The 15,566-nt window shown below is 40.9% G+C and carries 16 protein-coding genes; 8 read left to right on the plus strand and 8 right to left on the minus strand.

Going from position 1 to position 15,566, the window contains the following annotated elements; all coding sequences use genetic code 11:
• Positions 1-449: 449 nt before the first annotated feature.
• From GDZ68_RS17685 to GDZ68_RS17720, 8 genes are all read right to left on the minus strand, one after another.
• On the minus strand, positions 450-767 hold the full coding sequence (locus tag GDZ68_RS17685; protein WP_153723645.1) for a hypothetical protein: 318 nt from the start codon (positions 765-767) through the stop codon (positions 450-452).
• A gap of 129 nt (positions 768-896) precedes the next feature.
• Entirely contained in the window at positions 897-1,310 is a 414-nt protein-coding gene (locus tag GDZ68_RS17690; RefSeq protein ID WP_153723646.1) for a hypothetical protein, read from the minus strand.
• A gap of 457 nt (positions 1,311-1,767) precedes the next feature.
• Positions 1,768-2,439, minus strand: coding sequence for an NAD(P)H-dependent oxidoreductase (locus GDZ68_RS17695; RefSeq protein WP_153723647.1), 672 nt, complete (start codon positions 2,437-2,439; stop codon positions 1,768-1,770).
• 296 nt (positions 2,440-2,735) lie between these two features.
• Positions 2,736-3,719, minus strand: coding sequence for a GMP reductase (gene guaC / locus GDZ68_RS17700; RefSeq protein WP_153723648.1), 984 nt, complete (start codon positions 3,717-3,719; stop codon positions 2,736-2,738).
• A gap of 119 nt (positions 3,720-3,838) precedes the next feature.
• The gene (locus GDZ68_RS17705) at positions 3,839-4,603 is read right to left on the minus strand and encodes an ABC transporter permease (RefSeq protein ID WP_153723649.1); all 765 of its coding nucleotides are present in this window, start codon (positions 4,601-4,603) and stop codon (positions 3,839-3,841) included.
• Complete coding sequence (locus tag GDZ68_RS17710) at positions 4,600-5,496, minus strand: ABC transporter ATP-binding protein (protein ID WP_153723650.1); 897 nt, start codon at positions 5,494-5,496, stop codon at positions 4,600-4,602. The genes GDZ68_RS17705 and GDZ68_RS17710 overlap by 4 nt, the downstream gene beginning before the upstream one ends.
• The gene (locus GDZ68_RS17715; protein ID WP_153723651.1) at positions 5,480-5,707 is read right to left on the minus strand and encodes a PLDc N-terminal domain-containing protein; all 228 of its coding nucleotides are present in this window, start codon (positions 5,705-5,707) and stop codon (positions 5,480-5,482) included. Before GDZ68_RS17715 ends, GDZ68_RS17710 begins: the two co-directional genes overlap by 17 nt.
• Positions 5,704-6,804: a helix-turn-helix domain-containing protein gene (locus GDZ68_RS17720; protein ID WP_153723652.1), complete on the minus strand. Its 1,101-nt coding sequence runs from the start codon at positions 6,802-6,804 to the stop codon at positions 5,704-5,706. Before GDZ68_RS17720 ends, GDZ68_RS17715 begins: the two co-directional genes overlap by 4 nt.
• Positions 6,805-7,364: 560 nt before the next feature.
• Here GDZ68_RS17720 and GDZ68_RS17725 point away from each other — a divergent pair.
• The 8 genes from GDZ68_RS17725 (at position 7,365) to GDZ68_RS17760 (ending at position 15,408) form a co-directional block, all read left to right on the plus strand.
• Positions 7,365-8,372, plus strand: a complete 1,008-nt coding sequence (locus GDZ68_RS17725) for a LacI family DNA-binding transcriptional regulator (protein WP_153723653.1) — start codon at positions 7,365-7,367, stop codon at positions 8,370-8,372.
• A gap of 26 nt (positions 8,373-8,398) precedes the next feature.
• On the plus strand, positions 8,399-9,169 hold the full coding sequence (locus GDZ68_RS17730; protein WP_194841231.1) for an SDR family NAD(P)-dependent oxidoreductase: 771 nt from the start codon (positions 8,399-8,401) through the stop codon (positions 9,167-9,169).
• Between the two features lie 72 nt (positions 9,170-9,241).
• The gene (locus tag GDZ68_RS17735) at positions 9,242-10,444 is read left to right on the plus strand and encodes an iron-containing alcohol dehydrogenase (RefSeq protein WP_228551168.1); all 1,203 of its coding nucleotides are present in this window, start codon (positions 9,242-9,244) and stop codon (positions 10,442-10,444) included.
• Entirely contained in the window at positions 10,441-11,868 is a 1,428-nt protein-coding gene (locus GDZ68_RS17740; RefSeq protein WP_153723654.1) for an aldehyde dehydrogenase family protein, read from the plus strand. The genes GDZ68_RS17735 and GDZ68_RS17740 overlap by 4 nt, the downstream gene beginning before the upstream one ends.
• Before the next feature lie 47 nt (positions 11,869-11,915).
• A complete protein-coding gene (locus GDZ68_RS17745; RefSeq protein WP_153723655.1) occupies positions 11,916-12,692 on the plus strand; it encodes an HpcH/HpaI aldolase family protein in 777 nt (258 codons plus the stop codon).
• On the plus strand, positions 12,679-13,437 hold the full coding sequence (locus tag GDZ68_RS17750; RefSeq protein ID WP_153723656.1) for an RraA family protein: 759 nt from the start codon (positions 12,679-12,681) through the stop codon (positions 13,435-13,437). The genes GDZ68_RS17745 and GDZ68_RS17750 overlap by 14 nt, the downstream gene beginning before the upstream one ends.
• The gene (locus GDZ68_RS17755) at positions 13,438-14,412 is read left to right on the plus strand and encodes a 2-hydroxyacid dehydrogenase (protein ID WP_153723657.1); all 975 of its coding nucleotides are present in this window, start codon (positions 13,438-13,440) and stop codon (positions 14,410-14,412) included.
• Positions 14,413-14,466: 54 nt separating this feature from the next.
• Positions 14,467-15,408, plus strand: a complete 942-nt coding sequence (locus GDZ68_RS17760) for a hydroxyacid dehydrogenase (protein WP_228551169.1) — start codon at positions 14,467-14,469, stop codon at positions 15,406-15,408.
• Positions 15,409-15,566: the final 158 nt, after the last annotated feature.

The raw sequence follows: 15,566 nt of genomic DNA on the forward strand, positions 1-15,566 counted from the left end.
CAGTAATCCTTTTACTACTTTATTCAATGTCTATCCCCCTCATCTACCTTGAACAATCTGGCCCCATTAATGAACGGACATAAATCCTTATTATAGAATTGTGCCCTTTTCTTGAATAAATTACTGCCGATTTTAATAATCAAGTGTCTAACAAGGCTATCTTTCTTTATGCAAATCCTTACTTTTAATTAATTTTTTCTTGAAAAGGTATTCGATTACTGATATCCCTATTAAAGCTATGAGGAAAACTATCAGATAAAAATAAAAACTTTTTTCTATACCAATTACATTAGGCAAATAAAGAACGAGAACCATCCAAATAAACATCGCGAGTATCTTCTTTGTCGTCATTTTAATCTCCCCCGCTCTTATGCAACAAAATGGCCCGATAATGAAATTCAGGGCGCTTCTTTATTCAGTTAAAGCGCCCGATTGTAAAACGCCTGAAATTACTTCACTTTTTCTAAAGTGATTGTAGAAATTCTAACTGGTGCTACTTCCATGGTTGTGCCATCATATCCGACTCTAACCTTATCACCCACTTGAAACGTTTCTTCTGCATTCGCAAGGATATTGATATCAACAGTTCCTGAAATTTTATTATCGTTCACTTCAATTACAGAAACGTAAGCAGTTCCACTACTATGGATTTCCTCAATAATTCCTACAAAAGTTGCTTTGACATCTTTCTCCATGTTTTCAGAACCGCAGGCAAACAGTAGACCAGAAATAACCATACAAAAGAGTAAAATAAATATTTTTCTCATAATCGTATCTCTCCTTTAAAACTCAGACGATTATCTTAGGAGAAATGTTACGTTTTACATTTAGAAAATGTCCCTATTGCAGAGCGGACGCAAATTGCTTTTACGGCAATCGCGTCCGATTCTTGAAAGTCACTTTATTAATTCATCTCCTGTTAAAATTTTGTATAGGTCTGCTGAGTCGTGCTTTGTTAATTTTACATATCTATCACTATCAGTAACTATCTCTAGATTTTCATCATTTGGGCTAATCCATAATAAATAAGATGCGATTTTGTCTTCACTGTCATTTTTAAATGGAAATTGAAATTGGTAGTCAGCATAACGCTCCATGGTTACCACTGCATTTTCCCAATCAGCATTTTTCACTATATCTATTGCTTTATTAACCTGTTTTCGTTTAGTAATTTCTCTAAACTCTTCAAAAGTATTTTCTTCTCCTGTTCGATTCTGCACATTTATTTTTTGCCCTATCATTTTATTTACGCAACCTGAACTAACTAACAAAATACTTAGTATAGAAAAAAGCAGGAGTATTTTTTTCAAACGATTATGCCTCCTTTATTTCTTATTATACTAAGACTACCCTGGTACAATAAGCCGTATGCCATTTAATGGCCCGATTATAGAATACCCGTAACGGAAATGGACCTGTTTACTTTACAACCTCATCTTTCATCCTCAAAAATTTCACTTATAGGAGGACAATGTTATACATTTCACTGTTTACCTTTAACAATGAAGCAATTAGGATGCCCGCCAACTGGAATGCATCCAACATCTCTTTAGGAAATCTTCTTGCCAGTCCGGTGACATGAAGTAAAAGAAATATCGAACCTATTATTATGATAAATGATAAATTCTGCAGCATTTTCCTGGTAGCCATACTCTCTTTTTAACATAAGGGTCCCTCCTCGTCGGATCGAAAAAACGCAGAGTAACGAGAACTTAAATATATCATTGTAAGATAAATCGGTAAACTATTCATGAATTGGAAATCCATTTAAACAAATGTAACAACTTCCTCCAAAGAACGGCGCATTTTCGGACGTCCGGGCTCGTCTTTTCTGTACCCGAACGCCGCCAGCACGGCAGGTCTGAATTCTCCGTCCCCGAGCAAACCTTCCGCCGCAAGCAGTTTTTCCAGTTCGTCTGCGTTGAAACCCTCCATAGGTGTTGAATCAATGCTGATCAGTGCAGCTGCCGTCAGCATGTTGCCGAGTGCAATATAGGTCTGTTTGGAAGACCAATCGGCCAGCGTACGTTCATTTTCCAAAAGATGATGCAACTCCTGGAAATTCTGATAGTGTCCTGTAACCGTTTCAATAACCTCTTCGGGCATTTGCTGGATATCTTTCATTTGACTGCGTAAGTATTCAGAGTCATAGCGCAAACCTTTACGGGAGAGCAGGATGACAAAGTGGCTGGCGGTTCTCAGTTTCTCCACTGCACCCGGGCACACCGGCATGAGTTTATCGCGCATCGCCGGGTCTTGCACGACCAGGAATTTCCACGGTTCCGAGCCGAGTGAACTGGGGGACAGTCTGCCAGCTTCCAGAATATATTCGAAGTCTTCATCTGAAATCAGTTTTGTTTCGTCGTAAAGTTTTGTCGCATGTCTGAAACGGAATGCGTCAAGCACCTGCTGTTTAATTTGTTCTTTTTGATTACTCAATGAAATCACTCCTTTTACCTGCTTCTGTCATTCTACGAACAGGGGAGAGTAAACTCAACTGAATCGTCCTGCTATACAGCAGCAACACACCAAAGTAGCTCCGAACCGCGCTAAAAACTATCAGAACCGAACTAAAAGGTATGAAGACCGCGCATTTATCTTGTTGAAACGCACGAAACCGACTAATGACCGAGCCAATCTCATTGTTCACCGCACCAAACCCTGTTTAGCTGCAAAAAAGGGCTATCCCAAAGTCAGATGAAGATGACTTTTCGGATAGCCCTGATGTAGTCTGTTTAAAATACTTTATCTCCGTTGAAGATGGAGTTCTTCACGATAACATAATCTACGTTGCGGATTGAGCTCAGCGTTTTACCGCCTGAATACGAAATAGCGGACTGCAGATCCTGTTCCATTTCGATCAATGTATCTTTTAATGGTCCTTTATATTCCACGAACATCTTCTTACCTTCGACGTTCTTTTTCTCGCCTTTTTGGAACTCAGAAGCAGAGCCGAAGTACTCTTTATACTTCTGGCCGTCCTGTTCTACTGTCTGGCCCGGTGATTCTTCGTGGCCTGCAAACAGGGAACCGACCATGACCATGCTGGCTCCGAAACGCACAGACTTGGCAATATCACCATGTGTGCGGATTCCGCCGTCTGCAATGATTGGCTTGGAAGCTGCTTTTGCACATAAACGAACCGCAGCCAACTGCCAGCCGCCCGTGCCAAAGCCGGTTTTCAATTTCGTAATACATACTTTCCCGGGTCCGATGCCGACCTTTGTTGCGCCAGCGCCTGCGTTTTCAAGTTCGCGCACGGCTTCGGGAGTTCCGACATTTCCTGCGATGACAAAGCTCATCGGCAAGTGCTTTTTGATGTGCTGGATCATGCGAATGACTTGATTGGAATGGCCATGTGCAATATCAATCGTGATGAATTCAGGAACGAGCGCGTCAATCGCCAGCTGCTCGACAAATCCATACTCCTCTTCCTTCACACCGACACTAATAGAAGCAATCAACCCGCGATTATGCATATCCTTAATGAAATCCACGCGCTTTTCCGGATTGAAGCGGTGCATTATATAGAAATAGCCTTCCTCTGCCAGTTGGATCGCGATCTTTTCATCAATAATCGTCTGCATATTAGCAGGCACGACCGGCAGACGGAAAGTATGTCCGCCCAGCATAACTGATGTATCACATTCAGAACGGCTTTCCACGATGCATTTTGCAGGGACCAGCTGTATATCTTCGTAATCAAATACTGTATCCATTAGTTCCACCTCTATTAACGAATATTTTCATATAAAATCATTGGGATTGTTCGCCCTTTAGTAATTTACAATAATTTATTATCAATGTCAACGGTTTCATTTTGATTTTAGACGAACAATTATAGAAGCTTTTTCTTGAAGTGGGACACAGTCAGCCACAGAAAACATCCTGCAACTCCGATGGAAAGAATATACGGAAGCCAGATATCTGCCGGAGCCGTTTCACCGGTCAATAATTTTGCGGGCACAGTAAATAATTCAAGCGGATTCCATGAAACATCCACCGGAAAAATAGAGGCGGTGAATAAAGCGATGATCGTAATGAATGTAACTAAGATGCCGCCGTATGACGATGCGAAAAACGTGTTGCCCCACAGTGTGACAGCCAGCAGCAGTATACCGAATACATACAGGCAGCTCGCCGCAAAAAGAAGATGATGCAGATTGCTCTGATCCCAATAAAAAGCTGTGTACGCATACGTTATGAGGAAGGCGGCAGTCAGTGCGAGTGTCCAATAACAAAGAGCCAGACAAAATTTCACCGTGATGACGGTGCTCCTGCGCAATCCTTTTGTCAGCAGGATGATCAGCGTTCCTTTTTCAAGCTCTTTTGACATCATTGTGCTGAACAGCAAGATGAACACGACTAGCCCGAGCTGAGGGACATTTTTGTAAAACTGCAGCCAGGAATCGAGCGCGGAAGGATCGGGCAGGTTAATGACAGTTCCTTCAGGCATGAGATTTTCCATCAGGACGGGCGTAATTTTAGCGGTGAAAGGATTCAGCACACCGAGAAACCCAAAGATACACAGCACAAGCAGCAGTTTATAGGTTTTCACACTTTCAAACCATTCTTTCTTAAAAAAACCTATCCATTGATTCATTCGAGTACCTCCAGTACAAGCTGTTCGAGCTGTCTGGTCTGCGGATGCATGGATTCCAAAATGATGCCCTGCTTCGTCAGTTCAGTCATGAAGGCAAGCCGTGAAGCGTCATCCGAAAGACGGACAATCAGTTCATTATCACGGCATTCCATTTGAAATGCAGTGTGCTGCAATTGGTTTTTCGCCTGTTGTGCAGCAATCGTAAAGCGAAAGACAAATTGATCCTGAAATTGCCGCTGCAGTGTTCGCAGGTCATCTCGAAAAATAATTTTCCCTTCATGCAGCATCGCGACATGATCACAAATCTGCTCTGCGTCGGAAATAATATGGGTAGAAAAGAAAACGGTTGTTTCTTCTTTCGCTTTCTGAAGAATAGCCAGTATTTGTGCACGACCCGCCGGATCCAAGGCGGACGTCGGTTCATCGCAAATCAGCAGCTTTGGCCGGTTAAGCAGGGCCTGGGCTATGCCGAGCCGCTGTTTCATGCCTCTGGAATACGTGCTGATTGAAGAGGAGGTATCTGCCAAACCAACTAAAGTCAGCAGCTCCTCGATACGCGGCTTCTTATCTTTCTCGGGCATGCCGGTAATAACTGCGCAAAGCTCAAGATACTGATGCGCAGTGTAGAACGGATAGAATTCCGGAACATCCGGTAAGTAGCCAATATATTGATTGGACGGAGTCTCTCCGAATGTCACCCGTTCTCCTGCCACCGTAATCGTTCCGCTGTTCAGCGGCAGCAGACCGAGCATACACTTCATCAGCGTAGTCTTGCCGGCACCGTTTGCTCCGACAAATCCATAAACGGAGTTCGATGGGATATCCAGATCAATATTCTGTAATACTGTGCGGCTCCCGAACCGCTTTGTTACACCTTCAATTTGTACGACCATCACCATCACCTCTTCCAAATACAAAATAAATCAGCGGGCCGATGAACTGGAGCAACAGTACAATCAGCAGCCACATCACTTGGTTTCCAAATCGATAATGAGGATGTCTGATTACATGAATTGCTGAAAAAATCACCAGGCCGATCTGCAGCAGGATCAAAGGAATTAAAAACGGCAGATATTCTATCAATAAATTCCAGTCTGTATTCATTGTTTTTCCTCCAATCCCCAGCGAAGACGGTCACGCAATTCCAGCATCACTTTGTCCTCTTTGAACGGTTCAAAAAACGGCGCATTCATTGAATCAATAATGGACTTCTTAATGATTTCAATATTACGCGGTGCATTCGTTCCTAAGTCCAGCTGTTCGAGCCACTCTTCCAGCAGATCAAAGTACTCATCGCCTCTCAAGGAAAAAGACAGCAGATCAATCGTGCAGACGTCTACATACTTTGTCAAATAGGTATACAGCAATTCACTGTCGCCATTGATGGCGGCACACTGGGCGACGCCATAATAAAATTGCAGACACATATTCGGATGTAATTTTTTAAGAGCATATAATTCGATTAAGTCATTCATACGCTCAATCGTTTCATTGAAGGCCTGTGATTTATAAGAAGTCAGGCGTAAATACAGTGGACTGCTGCCGACGAGATAAATGACATTCTGGTACATCATAACCTGAATCACACGTCTGGCTTCTTCTTTGTCACCCATTTGTTCATACGCTGTCGCCAGTATAATTTCATCGCCGAGAGAGGGTTTGATGACACCGCCAAGCAGCCGCAGGGTTGTCTCAGGATCCGCCTGCATGAGTGCTGTTGTCGCCCGTAATGAATTCGCCTGTCGCAACACCCAGACATCGTCACTTAATTGGGTGATCCGCACAAGCAATTGGTTGGTCTTTTCCAGAACTGCCGGCGCGTCTGTGCTGAGCATATGATGATTCAGCAGTAAGATGCTTATTTGCAATAAGAATGCAGGATCATGATAATACTCTTTCACTTGTTCTTCAATTTCCTCAAACAACTCTTCAAACGGCTCTTTGCCGAACCGTTCCGCAAATCCCGAATAGCGTTTCTGAATATCTTCTTTCGACAGCTGCCGCTCATAACCCAGCAGTTCATCGACCGTCAAATCAAAATACGAAGCAATTTTCGGAAGTAACGTAATATCAGGATAACTTTGCGACTTTTCCCATTTGGAAACGGAGGCCTTTGATACTTGGCAATAAGAAGCCAGCGCTTCCTGTGTAACCTGAAGCTGCTTTCGCTCGCGCAGAATGATTGAACCAATCTTCAGCATTTCTTCACGACCTTTCTGTTAGATCAATTGTAAGATGTAATGATGGTTGATTCAATTTCTTTTAAGTTGATTTTTCCTCTGAAAAGTCAATTGGTAAGAGACTATCATTCGTTTTAAGAAACTTCGTAGTCATAAATTCTTTATATAGAATTGATTATGTAAAATTGAAATACACAAAACGCTTTGAAGAAAATAATAATAGTGATTTATCAATGGCATGAATTTTATTTTGTTTAAATTTCTGTTCGTCTATTTGTCGCACAGTTGTATCTGCAACATGGTCGAATTATATATATATTCCTGTAAGCCAATCATCGATAATTCAATAGAAATGAAGCTTTTACGGATATATAGTATCTCTTATAATTTGTTTTCTAGATGTGTGCGCAGAAATTGGTCAGCTAATAAATATTCTGAAATAGTAATCTAATTATTTAGAAAACATTAATAATTAGTATTGACAATATTAATAAATGCGTATAGAATTCTATTTATCGGTAAGAATACGTATTCTTAAATAAATTCACATATGAAAGAATACTGAGAGAAGTTGATTAATTATGAAAGTAACAGTGATTGATATTGCAAAAAAAGCTGGAGTTTCGCAATCTACTGTTTCAAAGGTATTGAATAATTATCCTACAATCAGTAAAGAAACCCGTGAAAAAGTTTTGGATGCAATAAAGGAATTAGAATTTTACCCGGATTTGGTTGCCAGAAGCCTGGTTACTAAGAAAACGAAGACAATCGGACTAATCGTAGGGGACATCTCGAATCCATTTTTCTCTGAAACGGCAAAAGTAGTGATTACAGATGCAAGAGAACAGGAAATTGACGTAATTATATCTGATACGGATTATCGTCTGGAAAACTTAGAACTGGCATTGCGTAATATGGTTGGCAGGAGAGTGGATGGTATTTTAGTTGCTTCTGTAGACAGAAGGGATACAGTTACCACTGACTTGGCGAAAAAAGAATTTCCGATCGTTTTGTTTAATAGACATACTGATGATAAAGGTACTCCTTATGTGGTAACTGATAATGAAAAGGGTTCTCAGCTGGCAGTTCAGCATCTGAATGACCTGGGTCACAGGCGAATTGCTTACATTTCAGGATCTTTAAGTTTCTCGACTTTTCATCAGCGTTACAACGGCTACAAGAAAGCGCTTGCAGAACTCAACTTAACGATCGATCCAATGATTGTTTACAGTGGACAGGTAGACAGCGAGAAAATAAAAGTTTTTTTAAAAAAAGTACTTTCCTTAAAAAATCGGCCAACAAGTTTATATGCTGCATCAGATCAAATTGCCATTACTGTCATTGATATTTTAGCTGAAATGGGCTTGAGAGTTCCGACAGACTTTTCTGTGGTAGGTTTTGACAATATCGATATCGCATCAAATCCGCATATAAATCTGACAACTATCTCGCAGAACAAACAGGAAATGGCAGAGATTGCTCTTGAAAAACTGTTGAATATCATAAATAGCAAAGAAGATGAATTGCCTTTTCAAATTATTCTGGAACCTGAACTGATCATACGCTCTACAACAAAGTCGATACAATAATTTTTTCAGAAGGAGGTAATAGTACCTTGGTTTCTATACAAAATCTATTTAGTCTGAGTGGGAAAACTGCGGTCATAACTGGTGCAAGTAAAGGAATAGGAAAAGAAATTTCTTTGCTTCTAGCAGATGCCGGAGCAGATGTAGCAATTATTGCAAGGAACGAAAACGAGTTGCAGGCATTATCAAATGAAATAAAAGCAAAAGGCAGGCGGGCATTGCCTATTGCAGCTGACTTAGTGGAAACATCCGGCATATCGGCGATTGTAGATCAAATCATTAAAGAATACGGCTCTATAGATATCTTGATAAATAATGCAGGAACAAATATACCCAAACCCGCAATTGAAGTGACAGAGCAAGATTGGGATACAGTAAATGATTTAAATGTAAAGAGTTTGTTTTTTATTACTAAGGAAATCGGCAAACATATGAAAACCAGGAAATCTGGCAAAATAGTCAATATTACTTCTCAGATGGCATTCGTAGGCTACTATGATCGTGCAGTATATTGTGCAAGTAAAGGTGCTGTCACACAAATGATGAAAGCACTTGCAATAGAATGGGCTCCTGATCAGATAAATGTAAATGCAGTGGCACCTACATTTATTGAAACTCCAATGACAAAAAAGATGTTTGAAGATGTACAGTTTAAGGAGGAAGTGTTGAATCGTATACCTATGGGGCGTTTAGCTAAATCTGATGATCTGTTTGGTGCAATTCTGTACCTGTCTTCCGGAGCATCAGACATGGTAACAGGCCACACTCTGGTAGTTGATGGAGGGTGGACGGTATGGTGAAGGCCGTACCATCATTTACCTGCTTAAGAATACGTATTCCTACAATAAAATAAAGTTAGGCGGATGATGTAATTGACTATAAAAAACACAACACAATTAATTCCTGATTTTAGAATGCCGGGCAATTTTAAATTCGGTGCCGGGGCACATAAGAATCTTGTAGAAGACATTAAAGTTTATTCGCCAAAGAAGATTGCAATTGTCAGTGATAAAGGGGTAGCCCAAGCCGGCTTAGTTGATAAGTTAAAAGAAGTATTGGCATCTGCGGAAACACCGATTTTCACTTTTACTGATATTTCAGGAGAGCCAACGTTCAAGCTGGTTGAAAATGTTGCAAATATACTTCGGGAAAAGAATTGCGATTTAGTTATTGGAATCGGTGGCGGGAGTGCCCTGGATGTTGCAAAAACTGCGGCAGCTTTACTGTTAATAGAAGATAAACAGCCATTTCTAAGCGGAAATCAGCAAATCGGATCTAGGAAAACACCGTGCATATTATTACCGACAACATCGGGCACAGGATCTGAAGTGACTATGAATGCAATTTTTGGAGATGAGGAACAAGAATTAAAACGGGGAATTGTTAGTCCAGCCTTACTGCCGGATCTTGCGATTGTAGATCCCGAATTGACCATGTCATGTCCGCCCCGTGTTTCCGCATCTTCTGGAGTAGATGCATTCACCCATGCCATTGAATCTTATATCTCTGTAAGAGCTACACCACTGACCAAAATATTCGCAGAAAAAGCAATGCGCTTATTTCCTCATTATATCACCCGTGCAGTACACAACGGCTCTGACCTGGAAGCGCGCACCGGCATGGGGTGGGTAAGTGCACTGGCCGGAGTTTCACTTGCAAATGCAGGTGTGGGCGCAGTTCATGCTCTGGCTTATCCGCTGGGCGGGAAATATCATATTGAGCATGGCGTTGCTAATGCATTACTCATGCCATATGTTTTCGAAAAAATCGGTACAACATGTACGAATGAAATGGTCGATGTTGCTTCCTTCTTACAATTAGGTGATTTTACACAGAAACCTGTGAAAGCATTGGAGGCTGTTGTTCAGTACTTGTTTGATTTACTGGACGTATTAGATCTTCCAACTAACCTGAAAGACTTGGGTATTGATGAAAGTGCATTGTCCGAATTGGCAAATAGTGCCGTCAAAGTGGAACGTTTATTAGCAAATACACCATTCAAATTATCGGAGGATTCAATCAAAGAAATATATATAAATTCGTACCGGGGAAAGGTGGGTGCCAGAACAAAATGACACTTTCAAAAAGAATGTTTATCAATGGCCAATGGAAAGAGGGAAAGACGTCTTATAAACTGAAGTCGCCTTACAGCGGCGAAGTTGTTGCAGAGATACCATTTTCCACAAAGGAAGATGTGTTAGAAGCGGTTCAGAGTGCGAAGGAAGCACAACGGAAAATGAAAGCACTTACAGCTTTGGAGAGATCTAATATTCTGGAAAAGGCGGCCCGATTATTTGAGAAACAGTTTGAAGAGTGCGCACTTATTTTGACAAAAGAAAATGCCAAACCGCTGAAAGCGGCCAGGGGTGAAGTTTTAAGAACTATTGAAACATATAAATTTGCTGCTGAAGAAGCGAAGAAGCTTACGGGAGAAACAATACCAATGGATGCAGCCAAAGGCGGTAAAGGAAAGTTTGGTTTTACTAAACGTGAACCGCTCGGTGTGATCGGTGCTATTACGCCTTTTAACTTCCCGTTTAATCTCGTGGCACACAAATTAGGCCCTGCTTTTGCAGCCGGTAATACAGTAGTACTGAAGCCCGCTTCACAAACTCCGCTGAGTGCTATTAAAACAGCTGAAATATTTGAAATGGCCGGTCTTCCGGCAGGAGCTCTTCAAGTAGTAATCGGCAGAGGAGGAGAAATAGGGGACGTGCTTGTTACACATTCTGACATTAAGCTCATTACTTTTACAGGAAGCGTGGAAGTGGGACTCGATATCAAAGCGAAGTCAGGTCTTAAAAAAACTACATTAGAGCTCGGATCCAACTCGGCAGTAATAATAGACAGTATAAAGGATATTGAGCAAGTATCCAGGCGCTGTGTAGAAGGTGCTTTTACCTTCTCCGGCCAGGTATGTATATCGGTTCAGCGTATCTTTGTAAGAAGAGAGTTATATAAACAAGTCATTGAAATTATGACCCGGACTGCAATGGACTTAAAGATTGGAGATCCCGCAGAAGAGTCAACAGATGTTTCGGCAATGATCCTAGAAAAAGAGGCAATCCGTGCAGAAGAATGGATTAAGGAAGCGGAAAATGCAGGAGCGGAAATCTTGTGTGGCGGAAAGCGAAACGGATCTATTATTGAACCTACAATAATTGCGAACGCACCGCTGCATTTGTCAATCAACTGTAAGGAAGCTTTTGCTCCGATTGTTTTAATAAATCCATACAATGACTTTGAAGAAGCCATTCGTTATGTGAATGATTCACCCTATGGTCTTCAGGCAGGTGTCTACACAGAGTCTATAGAACAAGCTTTCCATGCAATTGAAGAGATTGAAGTTGGCGGAGTAATCATTAATGATATTCCTTCATTTAGAGTTGATCAAATGCCGTATGGCGGTGTGAAAGACAGTGGCACAGGCCGTGAAGGAATCAAGTATGCAACAGAAGAAATGACTGAATTAAAGTTGGCAGTGTTCAATTTGGATTAAGGAAATAGGTGTTTCAAAAATGAATATAAATTAGAGGAGGAAAATATATGTTTGATAATAAAGTTAAGACAATGTTGAAAAACGGTGAAAAGACAATGGGTGCTTTTGTGAGTTTTTATTCACCTTTTGTAGTGGAACTTATTGGTCATGCAGGGTTTGATTTTGTCCTAATTGATAATGAGCATGGTGCATTCAGTTTTACTGAAATTGAAAATATGATTAGAACTGCTGAACTCGTTGGATTAACGACAATTGTCCGTACTTCCTATGATGTGTCAGATGTTCAAAGAGCCTTAGACAGGGGAGCAAAAGGAGTACAGGTTCCCATGATTAATACGAAAGAAGATGCTGAATTTGTTGTAGCCAGAGCAAAGTTTCCTCCTTATGGACAGCGCGGCGTTGCATTCTCAGTTCGCCCGGCCCGTTATGGTTTAGATGCTGGAGTTGAATATCTGGATGCGGCTGATGAAAATGTTTTAGTCAGTATTCATATCGAAACTCAGGAAGCAGTAGATAACTTTGATGAGATTATTAGTGTGCCTGGTATCGATATTATATTTATAGGAACTTCCGATCTTTCTGTTAGCATGGGATACAGAAAAGAAGGAGCAAATCATCCTGAAGTTCAAAATACGATGAAAGAGTTATTCAGAAAAGGAAAAGAAAAGGGGATTATTGTAGGTACTTTTGCTTCCGATGAAGAGAGTATCACTAATGCTTATGAAATTGGTGCGGAGTATATAGGTGTAACAGTTCCTTCTTTAATTTTTTCTACGCTGAAAAACACAGTAAAACATTGGGAGGGCCTAAATGACAAAAAATAACTATGAGCTTTCGAAGAGCGATTTGCTGAAGCTGAGAAAGTTTAACACACCCGCTGTCTATAATGGCTGGGAACAAATTACGGACCATGATGTAGCAATCGGCAGTACCAATATTACGGATGTCAAAGATCATATGCCGGAGCTTGGCCCCATGGTCGGCTACGCAGTTACAGTAGTAATAGAGCCGAGCAATGAGAGTCATAAAGCAAACAAGGCAAAAGCTGTTAATGAGTACCGAAGATATATGGCTTCTATGCCAGGTCCTAAAATAGTAGTGACTCAAGATAAAGATCACAACCCCGTAGGATCATTCTGGGGAGAAGTAAATGCAAACATTCACAAGTCTCTTGGGTGTGTAGGGACGATAGTTGACGGAGCCGTAAGAGATATTGACGAAATGGGCGAATTTGGTTTCAAGGCACTCTCAAAAAGACTATGTGTAGGTCATGCCCATGTCACCCCGATAGACTGGAATTGTGAGGTTGAGGTATTTGGCTGTAAAGTCAAGCCGGGTCAATTGATACATGCAGATAAACATGGCTTTTTAGTTATACCTAAAGAAGACGAGCCACGATTACTCGAAAGTACACAATTTATGGATAATAATGAACTCGACACTGTAATCCCTTCAGGCTGGAATACTTGGGGTCTTACACAAGAGGATATTGTAAACCAGTTGGAAGCAGGAGCTAAAAAATTTGGCGAGAATGTTCGTCAAAAGTTCAAGAGAGAAGGTGAATGGTGAATGTTGAAAGAGCTGCGAAAACCTAAAGTGTTAATTACAAGGTATGTTCCGGGAAATGCCGTAGATCGATTAAAAGAGATTGCGGAAGTAGAAATGAATATGGAAGATCGGGATTTATCAAGGAAGGAACTTCTGGAAAAAATACAAGATAAAGACGGCATCATTTCAGTATTGAGTGATAAAATCGATCGGGAATTCCTTGAAAGCGCTACCAAGCTTAAGGTTGTGGCTAATTATGCAGTCGGATTTAACAATATCGATATACAAGAAGCAAAGAAGAGAAATGTCATGGTAACGAATACACCTGATGTTTTGACAGAGGCAACCGCTGATATGACATGGACTCTATTATTGGCTGTATCCAGGCGGGTAATCGATGGAGACAGATTCATCAGACAAGGGGATTTCATAGGTTGGACCCCCACTTTACTTTTAGGAAGTGCAGTTTCTAATAAAACTATCGGAATCTTAGGTATGGGAAGAATTGGACAGGCCGTTGCGGAAAGAGCCGCAGGATTTGGAATGAAAATTCTTTATTATAACCGGACAAGACTTGGAATTGAAGCAGAAAAGGATCTCCAATTACATTATGTCAGTAAGGAAGATCTCCTTAAGCAGTCCGACTTTGTTTCATTGCATGTGCCGTATAATTCTGCAACCCATTATTTGATAGACAAAGATGAATTGGATTTAATGAAAAAAACAGCATTTTTAATCAATACTTCCAGAGGACCTTTAGTTAATGAGACAGAGTTAGCGAAGGCTCTTGATGAAAATCGCATAGCGGGAGCAGGTTTAGATGTTTTCGAAGAAGAGCCTAAAGTATCAGTCGGTTTAATGAAGTCTCCATTGGTCACTATGACGCCTCATGTGGGTAGCGGGACACTTGAGACAAGAGAAAAAATGACGGAGCTGGCAGTAGAAAACATGATTTCAGTACTTTCAGGAAAAGAAGCGATCACACCGGTTTGGTGAAAATCCAGCAGCTGCCTGCAGACAATATAATACTAAAGAGCGGAAGTGAAAACGTTGAAAGTATTACTAGCACAGGATATTCCTATGGCAGCAAAAGATTTTTTACGTAACAAAGGTTATGAAACAGTAGTTTCATCTGATGATAGTGAAAAATACTTAGCCAGTATCATCCATGACTTTGACGCTGTACTGACAAGAACAGCAACAATCAGTGAGCAGGTAATTAAGAAGGCGGCACAACTAAAAATTATTGCAAAGCATGGAGTTGGTATGGATTGCATTGATTTGGAATCAGCTGCTCAGCATAATATACTTGTAACCAATACTCCGTTGGCAAACACCGGGACAGTAGCTGAACATATTGTCATGATGATGATTGCTTTAGCTAAAAATACACTGAAAGCCGACCGTGAAATGAGGCGGGGCAATTATGATGCTCGTCATAAGCTGGATAATATCGATTTAGAAGGTAAGACACTTGGTGTGATTGGGATTGGCCGTATTGGAAGTAACCTTGCAAAAAAAGCAGCTCTCGGCTTTGGCATGAAAGTTATTGGGCACGATCCGTATCTGAGCCAGGCTCCCGATTATATTTCAGAACTCTGCAATCGGGATGACGTATTCAAAAAGTCGGACTTTGTAAGTGTTCACTGTCCTTTAACGAAAGAAACGATTGACTCCATTTCGCTAAGTGAGTTTGAACTAATGAAAACAACATCATTTTTTATTAACGCTTCACGTGGTGAAGTTGTTAGAGAAGATGATTTACTGACAGCTCTAGAAACAGATTTGATTAAAGGTGCAGCTATAGATGTGTTTAGAAAGGAGCCGCCCGATAGAGATAACCCGCTATTCAAAATGGAAAACATTTTATTGACTCCGCATAATGCTTCTTTAACGCATGAAGGCCGGAATAGAATGGCTATGCATGCTGTAATGGAAATTGACAGATGTTTGTCTGGTCAGAAACCTGAGTGGCCGGTTAATTTACAGTAAGGAGAAGAGGTGATCTAATGACAGATATAAAAAAAGATCTATCTTCAGGGATTTTCTTTTCAGTACTTGGACTATTCATAATTGTCTACACAGTCCGGCTGCCTAAGATGAATATTGGAGTAGGAATCTATGTTCATATTGTCCCTATGGTTGTAGGA

The organism is Sporosarcina cascadiensis, from assembly GCF_009650995.1.
GTDB lineage: Bacteria > Bacillota > Bacilli > Bacillales_A > Planococcaceae > Sporosarcina > Sporosarcina cascadiensis.